The sequence below is a fragment of the Empedobacter sp. GD03739 genome (assembly GCF_029843245.1).
In the GTDB taxonomy this organism is placed as follows: Bacteria; Bacteroidota; Bacteroidia; order Flavobacteriales; family Weeksellaceae; genus Empedobacter; species Empedobacter falsenii_B.
The window spans coordinates 64,157-83,994 of record NZ_JAOCHX010000001.1; the positions used below are offsets into that span (position 1 = coordinate 64,157).

Genomic DNA, 19,838 nt, shown 5'->3' on the forward strand with positions numbered 1-19,838 from the left:
CTGATTTTTTTAATTTAGTCAATTCGCAAATTTCTCGTAATACTTGCGTATGGTTGTATGTCATAAACTGGACAACCTATTCTGTCCAAAATAATACTTCCTACAATTAAATAAACTTGATATTGAGTTTTAGGTGTATTGTTATCAAAAAGATGTTTACAATTTGTAATTAAAATTGCATTGATAAACTCTTCAACAGTAAGTTCTTCCCATTTAATAAAATGATAATCTAAGAAAATATATTTTAAAATATTAGAATAATTTTTAATTTTTAGATTTAAAAAATTGCTTAAATCTTGAAAGTTATTTATTTGTAAGTAATTTGATATTTTATCTGCTAGTTGAATATGATTTCCAAAATAATCCTGAAATAAAGCATAAAGTGAATTAAATTCTTCTTTGTTTTCGGAAGTAATATCAATCATTTGACAAATTAGGTTTGAAATTTCCTCAACTCGACTTATTTGCTGAATATCTTCATCTTTAAAACGAATATTGAAATGATTTTCAAATTCCATGATTAATTCAACAGTATCTAATCCCATATTTTCTAACTTTCTGGTGCCAAATATATAAAAGGTGAAAGAGGAATGTTTCTCAAAATAGAATAAACCAAAAGGAAGATTAAGAAATTTCTAGCAAAACTTTCGGGAAGATGTAATTTGCCTGACATTGGTTTGCCTAAAAAAATATTTTCAATAATAGCATAATACAATTGTACACAAATGTAAAGTGCAAAAGGCAAAATAAGATTGTATCGTAACGATTGTAAAAAATGTCCGTGAACAAGTAAGGAAAAAGCACGTTGACCGCCACAGCCAGGACACCATAAACCTGTTATTTCATGAAACATACATTTGATAGAAAACGGACTTTGGTTGCTGTAATAACTATAAAAATAGACAATTACCAAAATGGGTAAAAGTGTTGATAGTCCATAAACCAAAATCCGTTTTATCATATGATTAATTTCCGTTAGAGCTTTCTAAAATACTTTTATATTGCTCCATATAAGCATCCATACCTCCTGTAATTAATATCACAACATTTATAATAACACCAATTACACCTAAGCCAATTGCAACGTAAGCTAATATTTTAGAATTTTTAGCTGCTTGTTCAGCTCCTGTAGAATCACCAATATTGTGTTTTGTATTCACTTGATTTGCAAAAACAATCGCGATAATACCCACAATAGTACCGATACAACAAGGAGAACAAAGACCTAAAATAGTTCCGATGATTGCTAAAACAAGGTTGTTTTCTGGTTTTGGTTTAATTTCTTCAAAAGAAGATTGTTGTGGTTGATTAAAATCTTGATTAGATTGGCTAGAATAATCCATAATAATGTTTTTTTAGTTTCGAATAAAAATAGAAAAAATGTTTAAATAAATTTAATAAAATATTTAATATTCTATTGAAATAACATTCGATATAAATCTTCTACTTTTGATATTCTGACGATTCTAATTCCAAAATCTGTATCTTTTATTTTATTGTATTTTGAAACAAAAATTGCATCAAAACCTAGTTTTTCAGCTTCTGTAATGCGTTGTTCAACACGATTCACTGCTCTTATTTCTCCACTTAAACCAACTTCTCCTGCAAAACAACAATTGTCTGGAACAGCAGAATCTTCGCTTGATGAAAGAATTGCTGCAATAACAGCTAAATCAATCGCAGGATCATCTACTCGAATTCCGCCTGTAATATTTAAGAAAACATCTTTCATATTCAATCGGAAACCAGCGCGTTTTTCTAAAACAGCCAGCAACATATTCAATCGCTTGGCATCAAAACCAGTCGCAGTACGTTGTGGAGTTCCATAAACAGCAGTAGAAACTAAAGCTTGAATTTCAATCAACATCGGGCGAACACCTTCCAAAGTTGCTGCAATTGCATTTCCGCTTAGTAATTCATCTTTTTTGGTAATTAATACTTCTGACGGATTTGTGACTTCACGCAAACCCGCTCCTTGCATTTCATAAATTCCGATTTCTGCAGTCGAGCCAAAACGGTTTTTGTTTGCACGTAAAATTCGGTAAATATGGTTGCGATCGCCTTCAAATTGCAACACAACATCTACCATATGTTCCAAAATTTTTGGTCCAGCAATTACACCTTCTTTCGTAATATGACCAATTAAAATAATCGGTGTGTTGGTTTCTTTTGCGTATTGAATCAGCTCAAAAGTTGTTTCTCGAATTTGCGAAATACTTCCTGGAGATGATTCTACATAAGTGGTTTGAAGCGTTTGTACAGAATCGACAACAATCAGTTGAGGTTGAATTTCTTTGGCATGCGCAAATATTTTTTGCGTATTAGTTTCGGGTAAAATAAAACATTGATCCGATTCAATTCCGATTCGTTCGGCACGAAGTTTTACTTGCGAAACAGATTCTTCTCCAGATACATATAAGATTTTAATCGTATCTAACTTTAAGGCAACTTGCAACATCAATGTCGATTTTCCAACACCAGGTTCTCCACCAACCAAAATCACTGATCCAGGAACAATTCCGCCTCCTAAAACCCTATCTAATTCTTGGTTTTTCGTTGAAATTCTTATTTCTCCTAATGGATTTATTTCGCGAATATTCAGGGCAAACGTTTTCTCTTTTTTGTCCGATTTATCTTTCCACGATTTTTTTTCGTCGCCTTTGTCTACAATTTCTTCAACAATGGTATTCCATTCGCCACAACTTTTGCATTGTCCCATCCATTGCGCGGTTTGCGTGCCACAGTTTTGGCAGAAATATGTAGTTTTTGTTTTAGCCATAGCTTCAAATTTAGACAAAAATAATGTTTTATCGCGACAAGATATGGAGTTATAAGTGTGAAAAATTTTAATACAATAATCAAAAAACGTTAACAATAATTTACTTTTTTAACAAATTATCAACTTTAGATAAAGTTGAGTTAAATATTGATTTTCAATTATTTTCTCGATTATTTTTAATCATATTTTAAAATGCCAATGAAAAGAACTTTATTTCTTAGCTTTTTTTATATTTTTTGTATTTCTGTCAATGCACAATCGACTTTAATTTCGGGGAAAATTATGGTAGATAATGCGGATGAAATCGTTAATCTTGATGATTTTGTAATCGAAAATTTAACGTCAAATGCACGAACAAAATCAAATGAAAAAGGTCTTTTTTCGATTCGAGTTCAGCCAAACGATGTTTTACTTTTTAAACAAATTGGAATTGAAGAACGTCAGCTTAAGATTTCTGAATCAATGATTAGAAAAGGTTTTATAGACGTTCATCTAAATGTTGAAGTGATAGAATTATCCGAAACGAAAATAAAACCGCTTAAAAAGAATTGGAAAGAAAATATTAGCAAAGAAGAAACGCAAAGCGAAAAAATCAATAAAAGTTTAGGTATTAATGAAGAATTTAAAAATGATATGGTGAAAGCCTATTTTGCTTCGGAATATCTTCGAAAATTAAGAGTTCCCATTCGTTATGAAAATGTGATGGGTTTGATAGAGCAATATTCGGACAAAGAAGTGCAGACGTATAAACATTTTCTGAAAAAGAAAAACCTTGATAAATACGATAAAATCATTCAGCTCAAAGATTATTTCACCGAATATTATTTTGCACATGATTTGAAAATTCCGAAAGGAAATATTCTTGATTTTATTCATTATTGCTTTGTTGAGTTTAAGTTAGAACCACTTTTTAAAGCAAATAATTATGATAAAATCACTTTAATTTTCGAAGAACAAGCACCAAATTATCTTTCTACTATCAACCAAAAAACAATCGAACATGAGTAAAATTTTATTCTTTTTATTCATCATTTCATCAACTTATCTTCAAGCACAAAGCACTTTAATCACAGGAAAAATTATTGTGGATGATGCAGAAGAGGTTATTGATTTGGAAGGAACTTCGATTGAAAATTTAACGACAAAAGCCAAAACAAAAACGAATAATGTTGGCTTATTTTCGATCAATGTGAACTTGAATGATGAATTGATAATCAAACATACGGGAATTGAAGAAAGAAGATTGAAAGTTTCGGAAACTATGATTACAAAAGGTTTTGTGACGATTCATGTAAATATTGAAGTGATTGAATTGAAAGAAGCGAATATCTCGAAATTAGATAAAAATTCGCTCAAAAATTTGGGAAAAGAAAAATCATTTCAAGAAAAATTGAATGATGAAGCGGGTTTTACTTCTCTAGAATTTAAAGCGGAACTTAATCTTAAACATGATGAGGAAAGAGTGAATAGAACAATAAAACAAGTTGGTGGAGTTAATTTACTTGGGTTGTTAAATGTGTTTAAAAGTCCGAAAAAGCGAATGAAAAATCCAGTTCCGATAAAAGTTGTGAAAGAAGATCAATTGTCGGCGTTGCATAAATTTTTTACGACATATTATTTTGTGAATGATTTGAAAATTCCAGAAGGAAAAATAAACGAGTTTTTAGATTATTGTTATTCAAATTTTGATTTTCCGAAATTGTTGCGAGATAATAATTTTGATGAAATTCTTTTTATAATTGAAGAACAAGCGCCGATTTATTTAGCAAAAATGAAGAAAAATGAGTAGAATAAATTACATTATATTATTGAATTTGTTGAGCGTTTTTACATTTGCGCAAACAACCTTGATTACTGGAAAAGTAGTGATTGATGATGGTGTTGCTGGGCAAGATGCGGTAGACAATATTTTGGTGACAAACGAATCGACGAATGCGAAAACGTTTACAAATGCGAGCGGAATGTTTTCAATTAAAGCTTCTGTGGGAGATGAATTGGTGATTACACATGATTTTTATATCGAACGAAAAATCAAAATTACATCGGATATTTTAGCAAAAGGAATGCTGACGATTCATTTGAATATTGAAACGATTGAACTTGCTGAAGCGCGAATTAATACGTTGGACAGAAATTTTAAGAATAACATCAAGTTAGAACACGGAAAAGTAGATGAATTGTATGATAATTTGAACTTGGGTTTTGATCCTAATTTGCGTTTCAGAAAAATTGATCCTTATGCTTCTTCGATGTTGAATAATAATGGATTATTGGATCCTTCTAATTGGATAGCTATGATTTCAGGACAAAAGAAAGAAGCTAAAAAAGTAGATAAATATTTCAAAAAGGTAGATAAAATCAAGGATTTAGAGAATTATTTCACCTCAAATTATTTCATCGAAACATTAAATATTCCAGAAAATAAAGTTAGTGAATATATGCGTTATTGCTATGCGAATTTTGAATTAGAAAAACTCGTAAAAGAAAATAAATACGATAAAATCACAGAAATTTTAGAGGAACAAGCGCCTAAATATTTGGAAATGATAAAGAAATAAAATGTATATTTAATAAAACTTATTAGCTATGGAAGTACTTTTTGTATTGTTTGTTAATATTATTTTCTTTCTAATTATGAAAATAAGTTATAGAATAAATCCTTGGGAAATCAATAAAATGGTAAAGCTTTGGAATCGTAGTTTTGGAGGTATGAGATTATTGTGTAGAATCTCGTCGAATTCGTGCGATTTTGTAAATAGCAATCAATCCAAAACTAATCATCGATACAACTTGAGCTATATAAAGAATTAACCCAAAATAATCGCCAATTGCTCGTCCTTCGTGCTGATCTCCGCCTTTTGCTAAATAAACGGCCGAAAATGCAATCGACATAATATACGGATAAGCCAAACCTCCCGAAACAGGCAAAATCATTCCCAAAGATCCTGCAATCAATAGAAATAAACCTTCTGGTATACCAAAATTTTTGGTGTCTGGAAAAGCAAAGAAAACAAGGAAAGTCATTAGGAAATAACAAATCCAAAGTGCGAAAGAATAAAAAATGAATAAGCCTCTTTTTTCTAATTTCGAGATTGATTTTATACCTTCCCAAAGTCCAAATAGAAAGGTTTTGATTTTTTCAAAAAACTTTAATTGACTAATTTTTTTCCAGAAAATAGCGATTAATCCAATTCCTAAAACAAGAACTCCAATTGTGATGTAGTATTTTAAGAAAGAAGGTTCTGCTGTTGGTTGATGTGCTTTTTCTTTGTTTCCTAATTCTACAAATTTGATGAATGTTTCATAATTGAAAATAAGTGTTAAACCGAAAAATAATCCCAAAAATAAAACGTCAATTACACGCTCTAAAACTACTGTTCCGAAAGATTTCTCAAACGGGACTTTTTCCATTTTATAGAAACTTGTTGCACGAGCCACTTCGCCACTTCGAGGAATGGTCAAATTCATAAAATATGCAAATGCAATTGCCCAAAAACCAGATGAGGTTTGTGTGTTGTAGCCCATTGGCTTTAGAAGAAGATTCCAACGAGCGGCGCGTATCCAATATGTGAGAATACTGATTGCCATAGATGCAAAAATCCAAAAATAATTGGTTTGTTTTAAAACTTTTGCAACTCGTTCGAAATCAATTTGCTTCACTGTTACCACGACAAAAAATACGGCTAACAATGAAGCAGTGATTAAGAAGAGCGATTGTTTGATCTTACTCTTCATATAAATTGTTGAAAATTAATTTCTTAATCTAAACGATTGTTCTCGTTAGGGAAAACAATTGTTGGTTCGTAGGTTTTGGCTTCTTCGAAATCCATCATTGCATATGTAATGATAATTACGGTATCACCTACTTGTACTTTACGCGCAGCTGGTCCATTCAGACAGATTTCGCCACTTCCACGTTTACCTTTTATAATATAAGTTTCAAATCGTTCGCCATTCTCTTGTACCACGATTTGTACTTTCTGACCCACAACCATATTGGCAGCATCTATCAAATCTTCGTCGATTGTAATACTTCCGATGTAGTTTAATTTTGCGTCTGTTACCTTAACTCTATGTATCTTAGAGTGAAAAACTTCTACCATCATAATCTTGCAAAGTTACACTGAACTTATAAATTTCAAAACCTGTTTCAATATTTTTCTATTGATTTGAGAAATTTATTATATTTAATTAAAACTGAATATTATCGATTAAACGTACATCACCTGCATAGGCAACGACAAATCCACGAATATTATAGGCCTCAGAAAAATGTTCGATAGACAACAAGGTTTCTTCATCTGTTATTTCAAAATATTCTAATTCGAAGGGTGAATTTTTGAATTCATTTTCGACGAAAGCTTTTACTTCAGCAACATCTTTTCCTTCATTTTTTAGCGTTACAGCTTGCGATAAAATTGAATAAATTTGAGGGGCATCCGAAGTTTGTTGCGTTGATAAACGTGCATTTCTTGAACTAAATGCTAAACCAGAATCTGCTCTATGAATTGGCATTGGAACAATTTCGACATCTAAATTTTCTTGTTTTACCATTTCTTGAATGATACGAATTTGCTGAAAATCTTTCTCTCCAAAATATGCTCTTGTTGGTTGAACTGCTTTGAATAATTTGCAAACAATTGTGGCAACTCCATCAAAATGTCCAGGGCGAGAAGCGCCTTCCATCACTTGGTCTATTGTGCCAAAATCGTAATGTTTTGCACCTTCATTTGCATCATATAAATCCTCAACAGTAGGCATATAGACAAAATCACATCCATTTTTCATTAACAATTCTTTATCATTTTCCTCAGTTCGAGGATATTTTGCTAAATCTTCTGGATTATTAAATTGTGTCGGATTGACAAAAATGCTGACGATTGTGTAGTCGTTTTGAGCTTTAGAAGCTTTGACTAAAGACATGTGACCTTCGTGTAAAGCGCCCATTGTAGGGATAAAGCCAATGGTTTTGTTTTGGTTTTTTAACTCGACGATTGCGGGAGTTAATTTTTCCTTTTCGTTAAATATAACCATAACATTGATTTGTTAAAAAAAAACTAATATCTCGCAAAGCTACTATAAGCAAATAATATATCAACATTTTTTTGTAAATTTGTGCCTTATTATTCATTAGGAAAAGAGAGTAGAAATTATGGAAGGAAAGCGCATATTGTATGTAACAACAGAAATGGTACCTTACTTTCCTGAAAATCCGATGTCTTCACAAGCATTAGATTTGCCAAAAATCATGCAAAGTAGTGGCGCAGATGTAAGAATCTTTATGCCAAGATTTGGAGCAATTAACGAAAGAAGACACCAATTACACGAAGTAATACGACTTTCAGGTATGAACATGATTATTAATGATTTGGATCAACCCTTAATCATTAAAGTCGCTTCTGTTCCAGGAGAAAGACTACAAGTGTATTTTATTGATAACGAAGAATATTTCAAGCGTAAAGAAGTTTATGGAGAAGTTAATGGATTATTTTCTGATAACGACGAGCGTTCTATTTTCTTCGCAAAAGGAGTTTTAGAGACAGTAAAAAAATTAAACTGGAAACCAGATGTTGTTCACGTAATGGGTTGGATGTCTAGTTTAGTACCATTGTATCTAAAAAAATATTATTCTGACGATCCTTTCTTTCAAGATGCAAAAGTTGTTGTTTCTTTATTTGACAACGGATTTGAAGGAGAATTAGATAACGAATTAGTTAAAAAGTTAGCTTTTGATAAAGTAGAAGCTGATGTACAAACATATTTAGAAAAACCTACACATTTGGGTATGATTCAAGCTTCTTTACAATATGCAGATGCAGTTGCGAAAGGAGAAGAGATGATTCCAGAAGATGTGAAAAACTATATCAACCAACAAAATATTCCTCTATTAGACTATTGTTCTAAAGAGCAAGCTAAAGAAGTTTACAACAACTTCTATCTTGAGGAAGTAATGAACTCTAATTAAAATCTGTTTAGATTAATGAAAAAATTTTTGAATGTCCTTTCTGTGTCTGTTGCAATGATGATTGGAATGGGAGCAATTGTTTCGTGTGAGGATGAAACACTAGGATTAGATAACAATGTGATTAGAGGTGAGGCAGAAGGAAATGTAAAATCCTTAGATGTTATTGCTTTTAATGCAAATTTTGATACGCTTCGTACAGATAAATTTGTACTTCAAAATGGAGCTTTTGGTGTGTACAACGAACCAATTTTTGGTTCTACATCCTCTAAGTTTTATACACAAATTAGACCTTCGTCTATTGGTGATCAGGATTTTGGAACAGAACCTAAAGTAGATTCTGTGAATTTGGTAATTCCAGTTTATTACAACACGACTAAAGATCCAATTTCTAAAGATACAATCAATCTTTCTAAACCAGGAGAGAAACCAAAAGATACAGATACAATCCAAATTACAACAAAGTATGCAGTAGATTCTTTGTATGGGAATAAGGATTTGACAATGACGTTGAAAATTAAAGACATTAATACGGTTTTATACAAAGACACAAAATATTTTTCAACATTAAGTGGACTTGAGACGCCAATTTCTGTTAATTCGAGAGTAATTGGAAAAGCTACAATCGGAAAAACAGTAACAGGAAAAGTTGTTAAACAAAAAAATGAAACTTCTAATATTTCTGAGGTTGTTCCTGGTTACAAAGTTTCTTTAGATCCAGATTATTTTGACGAAAAAATTATTAAAAATGCTAAAACAGGATTACTTGATGATTACGCAACATTTATTCGTGAAAATATCAAAGGTTTAGAGTTTTCTGTTGAAGAATCAAATGGATTTATTGTCAATTTTAATCCAAATAAAATTGACTTGAATATGTATTATTCATACAAAAATCCGACAGCAAAAACAAGTTCAGACACAAATTATAAAGAACGTTTGAGTGCTACTTATGCTTTTGATATGACAAATCAGTGGAATTCTGATACTGCAAATAATGCCAATATTATTGCTTCTCAAATTGTGAACAATGCAGTAGGTTCAACTTATTCTACAATCAAACCTGATGAAGTGAATGGTGATGCGAGATTGTATTTAAGCGGAATGAGTGGGAATTATGCAAAATTAAAATTCAATCAAACGCAATTAGATGAATTAAAATCTGAGATGACAAAAACTAATATTGTGATTGTTGGCGCAAAATTAAAATTCTATATTGATGGTTCTACAGGTTTTCCAAAACCTCCTTATTTAGTGGCTTGGAATAATTACAAAAAAGATGATAAAGTTATAAATGAATTGTATGCAGACGTTTTAGAATTCTATAATGCATATCCTACATCAGTTCACTTTAATCCTATTGTAAAAGGAGATACTGATTATTATACAATTGATATCACGAAACATCTAAAAAGCATGTTAGAGAAAGGAAATGAGTATAAAGATCAAACGATGTTTATTACAATGGGTAATTTTATAACATCTGTTAGCGATGCAACTACGATTAATAGTACAAATCCTTATCAAAATAATAGAGCTTATAATCCATACAGAATTGTTTTACACGGAAATAATTCGGAAGTAGCGGATAAAAAATTGAAATTATTGGTATATTACTCTCAAAAATAGGGCGTATTATATTTAACGAATTTAACTAAAATACTATAAAATATTATGTGTGGAATTGTAGGATATATTGGACATCGCGAAGCGTACCCAATTATAATTAATGGACTAAAAAGACTAGAATATCGTGGATATGATAGTGCAGGTTTAGTTCTTTCTACTGGTACCGATTTTGAATTGGTAAAAACAAAAGGAAAAGTTTCAGATTTAGAAGATAAATCAGCAAATTTAGATAAAACACCTCATTTAGGAATTGGGCATACACGTTGGGCAACACATGGTGTTCCAAATGATGTAAACTCTCATCCACATATGTCTAATAATGGACGTTTGGTATTGGTTCATAACGGAATTATCGAAAATTATGAATCAATCAAACAATTATTAAAAGATAAAGGTTACGTTTTTCATAGTGATACGGATACAGAAGTTTTAGTAAACTTTATTCAATTATTTCAAGAGGAACAAAACTTAAATTTAACTGACGCAGTTCGTTTAGCTTTGAATGAAGTGATTGGGGCTTATGCGATAGCTGTTTTAGATAAAGAAGAAGCAAATACAATTGTTGTAGGTCGTTTAGGTTCTCCATTAGCAATTGGTATTGGAGAGAACGAATTTTTCGTTGCTTCTGATGCTTCTCCGTTTATCGAGTTTACAAAAGATGCGGTTTATTTGGAAGATGGTGACATGGCCACAATTACTTTAGATAAAGAAGTTGATGTACGTACAATCCATAACAATGAAGCAGTTTCTTTAGATGTTCAAGAGTTACAATTAAATATTGAAGCGATTGAAAAAGGTGGTTATGAGCATTTCATGTTAAAAGAAATCAACGAACAACCTCGTTCTATTCGTGATACAATGCGTGGACGTTTATTAGTAGACGAAGGTATTATTAAAATGGCTGGTATTTGGGATCATCAAGAAAAATTCTTGAATGCAAAACGTATCATCATTGTTGCTTGTGGAACTTCTTATCACGCAGGTTTGGTTGCAGAATACATGATTGAAGATTTCGCTCGTATTCCTGTAGAAGTTGAATATGCATCAGAATTCCGTTACCGTAATCCAATCATCAATAAACACGATGTGGTTATTGCAATTTCTCAATCAGGAGAAACAGCAGACACGTTAGCAGCGCTTAAATTAGCTAAAGAAGCTGGAGCATTTATCTTTGGAATTAATAATGTTGTAGGTTCATCAATTGCTCGTATTACAGATGCTGGTGCTTATACGCATGCAGGTCCTGAGATTGGTGTTGCTTCAACAAAAGCGTTTACAGCTCAGTTAACAATTTTAGCATTGATTGCATTAAAATTAGGAAAACACAATGGTGAATTATCAACAGAGAAATTTACATTGTTAACACGCGAATTAGAGCGTATTCCTGAATTAGTTCAACAAATTTTAGATAACTGTGAAGGTGTAATTGATCAAATCGCTGATAAATACAAAGATAACAGAAATGCAATCTATTTAGGACGTGGATACAACTATCCATCGGCTTTAGAAGGAGCATTAAAATTGAAAGAAATTTCATATATCCATGCAGAAGGTTATCCAGCAGCAGAAATGAAGCACGGACCAATTGCCTTATTGGACGAAAATATGCCAGTTATCGTTATTGCAACGAAAAAAGGTTATTACGAAAAAGTAGTTTCTAATATTCAAGAAATTAAATCACGTAGCGCCAAAGTAATTGCAATTGTTAATGATGGTGATGAGCAAGTAACTGCTATGGCAGATGATTACGTAGTAATCCCAGAAACAGCAGAAGAATTCTCTCCAATCTTAACAGCTATTCCATTACAATTATTATCGTACTGGATTGCCGTTAAATTAGGTAAGAATGTAGATCAGCCTCGTAACTTGGCAAAATCTGTTACTGTAGAGTAAAAATTATTACAGAGTTATAATATATTTTAAGGGATGATGTTTTAAAATCATCCCTTTTTCATTTTATAAGTTTAATTTAATTATTAATTTCACCAAAAATAACATCATGTTTACAGGAATAGTAGAGGGAGTAGGAAAGCTTATTAAAGCGGAAAAAGATCAATCTAATTTACATTTATGGATTGAGGCTGATTTTTGTGAGGAATTAAAAATTGATCAAAGTGTTGCACATAATGGAGTTTGTTTAACGGTTGTTGATTTCAAAGATGGGCTTTATAAAGTTACTGCTATAGAGGAAACTTTGCGAAAAACAAATTTTAACACATTAAAAAACGGAGATTTAATTAATTTAGAACGATGTTTGCAATACAATGGTCGTATCGATGGTCACATTGTGCAAGGACATGTAGATCAAACCGGAAAAGTTGTTTCGATAGAAAACCAAAATGGTAGCTTTTTTGTTACTGTAGAATATGATGAAGTATCGTCTGGAAATGTTACAGTAGAAAAAGGTTCGATTTGTCTTAACGGAATTAGTTTAACAGTTGTAGACAGTAAAGTTGGACAGTTTTCGGTTGCAATTATTCCCTACACTTGGGAGTTTACAAACCTTAATCAAGTGAAAGTGGGCGATACAATGAATTTAGAATTTGATATCTTAGGAAAATACGTCAAAAGATTATTCCAAAAATAAAAATGATTAGAAAAAAAAATAACCTATCGCTACCCGTTCGTATTATCATTTATATGGTAACGATTTTGTTATTTACAGCAGGTGCTATCTTGCTGATTACTGCCAATCATTTCAATGAACAAACTAAACAATATCACGAAGATATTCTCAAACGAAAAGTTAGAGCGGTAGAGTCTGCGATAGATTACGAAATGGATAATTATCCTGGAATTGCAACCAAAGATAATATTCATGCGATTTTAGAAGATGGTTTTCTTCGCATCGGTGATATCAATAAAACCGATATTGTAATTTATGATTTACGTGGTAATAAAATTTTAACAACGCAACCCGTTTCAACGACTTATGATGTTTTACCTCAAAAAATATTAGACCAACTACAAAAATCAAATGATTTTATTGTAACGAATAAAGATACAGCCGACGACAATAATGTTTATTCGTCTTATAGTCATATCAAAAATTATTACAATGAAAACATTGCTATTCTCTGTCTACCTTATCAATCTAACCAAGATTTTTTACAGCAAGACATGTTTACCTTAATTGGTAGTTATGGATTAGCTTTTGGAGTTATTCTTTTGTTTGGAACGTTAGCGGTTTATTTTGTTACTAAACGTACATTGAATAAACTTTGGTCATTTGCAGATCGTATTCGAGAAACAGAAGTTATTGTAAACAATATGCCGATTCGTTACGATGGTAACGATGAAATAAAGGTTCTGGTAGATTCTTATAATGATATGTTGTACCGATTGCGGGAACAATCAGATTTGTTGGCTAAACAAGAACGTGAAGAAGCCTGGAGAGATTTTGCAAAACAAGTGGCGCATGAAATCAAAAATCCATTAACACCAATGCGATTAATGCTACAGAATTTTATGCGAAAATTTGATGTAAATGATCCAAATCTTGAAGAAAAGACGATGCGAACAACTAATATTTTATTGCAACAAATTGATACCATCTCTGCGATAGCCGAAGCTTTTTCAGATTTTGCTAAAATGCCTTCTCGTAACGATGAAAAAATCGATGTAGTTGATGTTATAAAAAACACGCTTTATGTTTTTCCAATGGAGTTCATCGAATTTAATTATTCTCCAAACATCATCATGATGCGTTTTGATAAACAATATTTGAATCGAATTATTACAAATATTACAAAAAATGCGTTTCAATCCATTCCACAATCTCGTACAGCAAAAGTGAGAGTAGATGTGGCGTTAGTTAAAGATTTTCTTCATATCACCATTCAAGATAATGGGAATGGAATTCCTATCGAATCACAAGATTCTATTTTTGTTCCGAAATTTACAACAAAGAATAGTGGAATGGGAATTGGTTTGCCAATGGTGAAAAAAATTATTGATGATTACGACGGAACCATTCGTTTCGAAACCGAAATTTTTGTTGGTACAACATTCTATATTTTGATTCCTTACAATGAATAGAAAACCTTTTCGATTCAAACAATTCGAAATTTTTCAAGACAAAACCGCAATGAAAGTAGGCACAGATGGTGTTTTACTTGGTGCATGGGCTACTTTAAAAAGTGGAAATACTATTTTAGATATTGGTACAGGAACTGGATTAATTTCGTTGATGTTAGCGCAACGTTTTCCTCTTTCTATGATTGAGGCAATAGAAATTGATAACGATGCTTTTTTACAAGCAAAAGAAAATTTCGAGAATGCATCTTTTTCAGATCGATTAACCATTTTTAATTCATCGCTTCAAGATTATTCAACCAATAAAAAATATGATTTGATTGTCAGTAATCCACCTTTTTTTGTGGTGAATGATACGGTTGATTTTGACGCGCGTAAACAAGCACGCCAGCAAGAAACCTTGACTTTCGAAGAATTAATAAAAAAAACTGCCGAATTACTACAAAAAGACGGATTAGCGAGTTTTATAATTCCATACGATCAAATGGGTGATTTTTGTATGATAACGGCTCAAAACGCTTTAAAACTATCTCGTGTCGTTTATATCAAAGGGAATTCGACAACGTTAACAAAACGTGTGTTATTAGAATTTAGTTTTCATGAAAAAGAAGTAGAAGAAAAAGAATTAATTATCGAAGTCGATCGTCATCAATACACAGAAGATTATATTCAGTTGACAAAAGATTTTTACTTAAAAATGTAATTTTAATCAAAGATAAAAAACGATGAGTAAACGGCTGATTTTATATAAAATAGAAATGTATTTCTCTGTATCTATGTGGTGAATTATTCAACGTTTAAAAACATAAAAAAACCGAGCAATTTGCTCGGTTTTATATTTATTTCTGATTTTCAAAATGAGTTAAAAACTCATTCTCAACCTCAATCTTAACCTTAAATCGTTGGCCCACCCGCTAATAAATCAGCCGTTGCAAACTCTTCAAATTTCTTGAAATTCGCTTTGAATTTATCTGCTAATTCTTTCGCATTTGCTTCGTATGCTGCTGTAGAATCAAAAGAAGTCGCTGGATTTAATTTTTCTGAAGCAACACCTTCGATGGCAACTGGAACTTCAAACCCGAAATAAGGATCTTTTTTGAAATCTACGTTGTTTAAATCTCCATTTAAAGCTGCATTGATAACGGCGCGAGTGTCTTTTAAAGACATACGCTCTTTTTTACCATTCCAACCTGTGTTGATTAACCAAACATTAACACCAGTTTTCTCAACTTTATCGCTCAACATTTCAGCATATTTTGTTGGATGTAATGGCATAAATGGTGCACCAAAACATGTAGAAAATGTAGTTTGAGGCTCTGTAACACCAGCTTCTGTACCAGCAACTTTAGATGTATATCCTGAGATAAACAAGTAAGCCGCTTGATCTGGGTTTAATTTTGCAATTGGAGGGAAAACTCCGTAAGCATCAAACGATAAGAAGAAAATATTTTTAGGATTTTTTCCTACAGAAGGAACTGCAATATTTTCGATATAATCAATTGGATAAGAAACACGTGTGTTTTCTGTGATAGATGTATCTGTAAAATCAACCTCGTTAGTTCCTGGAATTAATTTACAGTTTTCTAATAAAGCTCCGTCTTTGATTGCTGCAAAAATTTCTGGCTCACCTTCTGGAGATAAGTTGATAACTTTTGCGTAACAACCACCTTCAAAATTGAAAACCGTATTGTCTTCTGTCCATCCGTGTTCGTCATCACCAATCAAACGTCTGTTTTTGTCTGCTGATAAAGTTGTTTTTCCTGTTCCAGATAAACCAAAGAACATTGCTGTATCTCCATTTTCACCAGAGTTTGCAGAACAGTGCATTGGTAAAGTATTTCTGAATACTGGCATGATGAAGTTTAAGGCAGAGAAAATACCCTTTTTCATTTCTCCTGTATAACCAGTTCCTCCGTTTAAAACGATTTTACGTTTAAAATTTAAGATAGAGAAATTGTGTTGTCTTGTACCATCTTCATTAGCGTCTGCAACAAAAGTTGGCGCATTGATAATTGTCCATTCAGAATCACCAAAGTTTTTTAATTCTTCTTCCGTTGGACGAATAAACATGTTATAGATAAATAAATTAGCAGCAGGAGTTTCTGTAATTGCTCTAATCTTTGTTTTGTAAGAATCATCAGCACAAGCAAAAGCATCACGTACATAAATTTCGCGGTTGCTTAAATGCTCAACAACTTTATCATACAAAGCGTCAAATTTATCAGAATCAAAAGGAATATTGATGTTTCCATCCCACCAAACGTTTTCTGCAGTAATATCATCTTTTACAATAAAACGGTCTTTAGGTGAACGTCCTGTAAATTCTCCTGTTAACATATTTACTGCTCCAGAAGATGTAATTTCTCCTTGTCCTAGCTCTACCATTTTCTCCGTAAGCTCTTGAGGAGATAATTGATAGTTAATTTTGGAATTTTTTATTCCGTAAGATGCCAATTCTATGCTCATTTTTGTGATTTTTATAGTATTTTAAAATATTAAAGGTAAAAACTTTGGACAAAGTTACAATAAAAAGAAGCGTGAAAAATTTGACTTATGTCATTCACTTAAACGTTTTCGTGAATATTTATTCACCATATATTTGCAAGTTCTTATGCGTGCATATAAAAAAAAGCTTGTATTTAATATAAGTTTTATATTTTTGCACTAGTTTACAACAATTAAAATTAGAAAATTATGTCTGACATTACATCAAGAGTGAAAGCAATTATCGTAGATAAATTAGGAGTTGACGAAAGCGAAGTTACGCTAGAAGCAAGTTTCACTAACGATTTAGGAGCTGATTCATTAGACACAGTAGAATTAATCATGGAATTCGAAAAAGAATTTGATATCCAAATTCCAGACGATCAAGCAGAAAAAATTTCTACTGTAGGTCAAGCTGTAACATACATCGAAGACTTAAACAAGTAATAGTTCCTATTTTATGGAATTAAAAAGAGTAGTAGTAACAGGTTTAGGCGCGCTAACACCAATCGGAAATACATACCAAGAATATTGGAATGGATTAGTGAATGGTGTAAGTGGCGCTGCGCCTATTACGCTTTTTGACGCAACTCTTTTTAAGACACAATTTGCTTGTGAGATCAAGAACTTCAATATTGAAGATCATTTTGATCGTAAAGAGGCAAGAAAAATTGACCGTTGTGCCCAATTGGGAATTATTGCAGCTAGAGAGGCAATAAAACACAGTGGAATCTTAGAAGATGCAAATGTAAACAAAGAGCGTATCGGCGTTATATGGGGATCTGGTATCGGTGGAATTAAAACTTTTGAAGAAGAAGTTTCTAATTACGCAACAGGAAATGGAACACCACGTTTCAATCCTTTCTTTATCCCTAAGATGATTGCAGATATCACGCCTGGTCATATTTCAATGGAATTTGGTCTTATGGGACCTAATTATACAACTGTTTCGGCATGTGCCTCTTCTACAAACGCAATTATTGATGCTTACATGTTATTAAGACTTGGAAAAGCTGATGCAATTGTTGCAGGAGGGTCAGAAGCTGCGATTACAGCTGCAAGTATTGGAGGTTTCAATGCATTACATGCGTTATCTACACGAAATGATGATCCGCAAACTGCTTCTCGTCCATTCGATAAAGACCGCGATGGTTTTGTAATGGGAGAAGGAGCTGGAAGTATTATTTTAGAAGAATACGAACATGCAATTGCACGTGGCGCTACAATTTATGCAGAATTAGTAGGAACAGGAATGACAGCAGATGCTCACCATATTACAGCACCACATCCAGAAGGATTAGGCGCACTTAATGTGATGAGAGAGGCTTTATTAGACGCAAATATCAATGTAGAAGATGTAGATCATATTAATATGCATGGAACATCTACACCATTAGGTGATATTGCAGAATCTAAAGCAATTCAAAAATTATTTGGAGAACATGCTTATAATATTCAAATCAATTCAACAAAATCTATGACTGGTCACTTATTAGGTGGTGCAGGAATTATTGAAGCGATTTCGGCTATTGGAGCAATCAATAACAGTATCGTTCCACCAACAATTAATCATTTTACGGATGATGAAAATCTTGATCCGAAAATCGATTATACATTTAACAAAGCAAAAGAGAAAAATGTAGATTATGCATTGAGTAATACTTTTGGTTTCGGTGGTCACAATGCTTGTGTGATATTTAAGAAGTATAAGTAATGTCTTTCTTAAAAAAATTATTTTCTTTTAAAAATCATCGTGATGATTCAAATTCATCTGATCCTTTTTTGAAATTTTTGAAGTCGATTTTGGGTTATACTCCTCGCAATGTTGAGGTTTTTAAAGAAGCATTTACCCACAGATCTGCACAGAAAAAAGATGAAAACGGAAACAGTATAAACTTTGAAAGATTAGAGTTTTTAGGAGATGCATTACTTGGTGCTTCTGCAGCAATGCACTTATACTACAAAGCGCCAGATCAACAAGAAGGTTATTTGACAAAAATGCGCTCTAAAATTGTTTCGCGTAAGCAATTGAATGCCGTTTCCAAACAACTTGGCTTGTTGGATTATTTGGATCCAATGAACAATCACAACAATTTGGGTGAAGACGTGAATGGTGATATGTTGGAAGCTTTGGTTGGTGCAATTTATGTTGATGGAGGTATAGCTGCTGTACAAAAATTTATTCAAGTCAAAATTATTGACCCTTATGCGGATTTAGATCGTTTGGAACACACGATTACAAGTCACAAATCGTTGATTTTGGAATGGAGTCAAAAAACGAGAAATACGATAAGATTCAATACATTTGAGGAGCAAAATGCAGAAGATTTGCAGGTTTTTGTATCAGTTATCCGTCTCAATGATAAAGTCATCTCGAAAGGGAGAGGAACTTCTAAAAAGAAAGCCGAAGAAAGCGCAGCAAAACGCGCGTACTATTCGCTACAAAAGAAAATAGAAAAAGTTTAGAAACATGGCAGAATTACTCTTATATGATGATTGGATAGATTTTCATCTCATAGGCGTAAATTCTAGTTTTAACACTTCTACACAATTTATTTTCCATCTCAACTCTACTTTTGATACGCGTTTTCAGCGTATTCAGGATTTGGATATTCGGTTAGATGAGCATACTTATTTTTTCGAAACCTATCAATGGTTAGATGAAGCAAATAAAATAGATTATCATATTATTAAAAATACGCCAAATCAATACGATTTTAAAAAAAATGAAGTAGATTTATCCAATCTTTTCAAAGGGAGCGTTATTCTTGTGCCAAATTACAAGGATTGCAACTATGTTGTAAAAATCTCTGGTTGGGAAGATGAACTACAATATCTTCAACTACCATTTGTAGAAAAAGATTTTATAAAAACGATCAAAAAAATAGATATCGATTTGATTAGCAATGCAGATCAATTGGTTTTCTAACAAAATATTGTGCATAAAAA

General features: G+C 32.2%; 21 protein-coding genes. 13 read left to right on the forward strand and 8 right to left on the reverse strand.

Going from position 1 to position 19,838, the window contains the following annotated elements:
• Positions 1-14: 14 nt before the first annotated feature.
• The 4 genes from N5E64_RS00315 to radA form a co-directional block, all read right to left on the reverse strand.
• Positions 15-545 (reverse strand): hypothetical protein, encoded by a 531-nt coding sequence (locus tag N5E64_RS00315; protein WP_125349133.1) that lies wholly within the window; start codon positions 543-545, stop codon positions 15-17.
• A gap of 5 nt (positions 546-550) precedes the next feature.
• On the reverse strand, positions 551-961 hold the full coding sequence (locus N5E64_RS00320) for a DUF2752 domain-containing protein (RefSeq protein ID WP_125349134.1): 411 nt from the start codon (positions 959-961) through the stop codon (positions 551-553).
• 4 nt (positions 962-965) lie between these two features.
• Positions 966-1,343, reverse strand: coding sequence for a CD225/dispanin family protein (locus tag N5E64_RS00325; RefSeq protein WP_125349135.1), 378 nt, complete (start codon positions 1,341-1,343; stop codon positions 966-968).
• 71 nt (positions 1,344-1,414) lie between these two features.
• A complete protein-coding gene (radA, locus tag N5E64_RS00330) occupies positions 1,415-2,779 on the reverse strand; it encodes a DNA repair protein RadA (protein WP_125349136.1) in 1,365 nt (454 codons plus the stop codon).
• A gap of 198 nt (positions 2,780-2,977) precedes the next feature.
• Here radA and N5E64_RS00335 point away from each other — a divergent pair, with 198 nt between their 5' ends.
• Genes N5E64_RS00335 through N5E64_RS00345 form a run of 3 tightly spaced genes read left to right on the forward strand, consistent with a single transcriptional unit; the run spans position 2,978 to position 5,337 of the window.
• The gene (locus N5E64_RS00335) at positions 2,978-3,787 is read left to right on the forward strand and encodes a hypothetical protein (RefSeq protein WP_280035038.1); all 810 of its coding nucleotides are present in this window, start codon (positions 2,978-2,980) and stop codon (positions 3,785-3,787) included.
• Positions 3,780-4,568 carry a hypothetical protein gene (locus tag N5E64_RS00340; protein ID WP_280035040.1) on the forward strand — a complete coding sequence of 263 codons (789 nt, stop codon included), beginning with the start codon at positions 3,780-3,782 and terminating at the stop codon, positions 4,566-4,568. The genes N5E64_RS00335 and N5E64_RS00340 overlap by 8 nt, the downstream gene beginning before the upstream one ends.
• Positions 4,561-5,337 (forward strand): hypothetical protein, encoded by a 777-nt coding sequence (locus N5E64_RS00345; RefSeq protein ID WP_280035041.1) that lies wholly within the window; start codon positions 4,561-4,563, stop codon positions 5,335-5,337. Before N5E64_RS00340 ends, N5E64_RS00345 begins: the two co-directional genes overlap by 8 nt.
• 157 nt (positions 5,338-5,494) lie before the next feature.
• Here the strand turns inward: N5E64_RS00345 and N5E64_RS00350 are convergent, their stop codons facing one another.
• From N5E64_RS00350 to panC, 3 genes are all read right to left on the reverse strand, one after another.
• Positions 5,495-6,514 (reverse strand): lysylphosphatidylglycerol synthase transmembrane domain-containing protein, encoded by a 1,020-nt coding sequence (locus N5E64_RS00350; protein WP_280035043.1) that lies wholly within the window; start codon positions 6,512-6,514, stop codon positions 5,495-5,497.
• A gap of 23 nt (positions 6,515-6,537) precedes the next feature.
• Positions 6,538-6,885 carry an aspartate 1-decarboxylase gene (gene panD, locus N5E64_RS00355; RefSeq protein ID WP_125349140.1) on the reverse strand — a complete coding sequence of 116 codons (348 nt, stop codon included), beginning with the start codon at positions 6,883-6,885 and terminating at the stop codon, positions 6,538-6,540.
• Between the two features lie 85 nt (positions 6,886-6,970).
• A complete protein-coding gene (gene panC, locus N5E64_RS00360) occupies positions 6,971-7,813 on the reverse strand; it encodes a pantoate--beta-alanine ligase (RefSeq protein WP_280035057.1) in 843 nt (280 codons plus the stop codon).
• A gap of 118 nt (positions 7,814-7,931) precedes the next feature.
• On the opposite strand from panC, the gene N5E64_RS00365 reads away from it, so the two are divergent.
• From N5E64_RS00365 to N5E64_RS00390, 6 genes are all read left to right on the forward strand, one after another.
• Positions 7,932-8,744, forward strand: a complete 813-nt coding sequence (locus N5E64_RS00365; protein ID WP_125349142.1) for a glycogen/starch synthase — start codon at positions 7,932-7,934, stop codon at positions 8,742-8,744.
• Between the two features lie 15 nt (positions 8,745-8,759).
• Entirely contained in the window at positions 8,760-10,370 is a 1,611-nt protein-coding gene (locus N5E64_RS00370) for a DUF4270 family protein (RefSeq protein WP_125349143.1), read from the forward strand.
• Positions 10,371-10,415: 45 nt separating this feature from the next.
• Complete coding sequence (gene glmS / locus N5E64_RS00375; RefSeq protein ID WP_280035060.1) at positions 10,416-12,263, forward strand: glutamine--fructose-6-phosphate transaminase (isomerizing); 1,848 nt, start codon at positions 10,416-10,418, stop codon at positions 12,261-12,263.
• Between the two features lie 106 nt (positions 12,264-12,369).
• On the forward strand, positions 12,370-12,957 hold the full coding sequence (locus N5E64_RS00380) for a riboflavin synthase (protein ID WP_038336006.1): 588 nt from the start codon (positions 12,370-12,372) through the stop codon (positions 12,955-12,957).
• 2 nt (positions 12,958-12,959) lie between these two features.
• Positions 12,960-14,408: an ATP-binding protein gene (locus N5E64_RS00385; RefSeq protein ID WP_280035063.1), complete on the forward strand. Its 1,449-nt coding sequence runs from the start codon at positions 12,960-12,962 to the stop codon at positions 14,406-14,408.
• Between the two features lie 49 nt (positions 14,409-14,457).
• Positions 14,458-15,108 carry a tRNA1(Val) (adenine(37)-N6)-methyltransferase gene (locus N5E64_RS00390; RefSeq protein ID WP_280035066.1) on the forward strand — a complete coding sequence of 217 codons (651 nt, stop codon included), beginning with the start codon at positions 14,458-14,460 and terminating at the stop codon, positions 15,106-15,108.
• A gap of 191 nt (positions 15,109-15,299) precedes the next feature.
• Here N5E64_RS00390 and pckA read toward each other — a convergent pair whose 3' ends face one another.
• Positions 15,300-16,871 (reverse strand): phosphoenolpyruvate carboxykinase (ATP), encoded by a 1,572-nt coding sequence (pckA, locus tag N5E64_RS00395; RefSeq protein WP_280035067.1) that lies wholly within the window; start codon positions 16,869-16,871, stop codon positions 15,300-15,302.
• 228 nt (positions 16,872-17,099) lie between these two features.
• Here pckA and N5E64_RS00400 point away from each other — a divergent pair, with 228 nt between their 5' ends.
• The 4 genes from N5E64_RS00400 to N5E64_RS00415 are packed head-to-tail and all read left to right on the forward strand — an operon-like array spanning position 17,100 to position 19,818.
• Positions 17,100-17,336, forward strand: a complete 237-nt coding sequence (locus N5E64_RS00400) for an acyl carrier protein (RefSeq protein WP_038336002.1) — start codon at positions 17,100-17,102, stop codon at positions 17,334-17,336.
• Positions 17,337-17,349: 13 nt separating this feature from the next.
• Positions 17,350-18,603, forward strand: coding sequence for a beta-ketoacyl-ACP synthase II (fabF, locus tag N5E64_RS00405; protein ID WP_038336001.1), 1,254 nt, complete (start codon positions 17,350-17,352; stop codon positions 18,601-18,603).
• Positions 18,603-19,355, forward strand: a complete 753-nt coding sequence (gene rnc, locus N5E64_RS00410) for a ribonuclease III (RefSeq protein ID WP_221854049.1) — start codon at positions 18,603-18,605, stop codon at positions 19,353-19,355. Before fabF ends, rnc begins: the two co-directional genes overlap by 1 nt.
• 4 nt (positions 19,356-19,359) lie before the next feature.
• On the forward strand, positions 19,360-19,818 hold the full coding sequence (locus tag N5E64_RS00415; protein WP_114998513.1) for an IPExxxVDY family protein: 459 nt from the start codon (positions 19,360-19,362) through the stop codon (positions 19,816-19,818).
• The last annotated feature ends 20 nt before the right edge of the window (positions 19,819-19,838 follow it).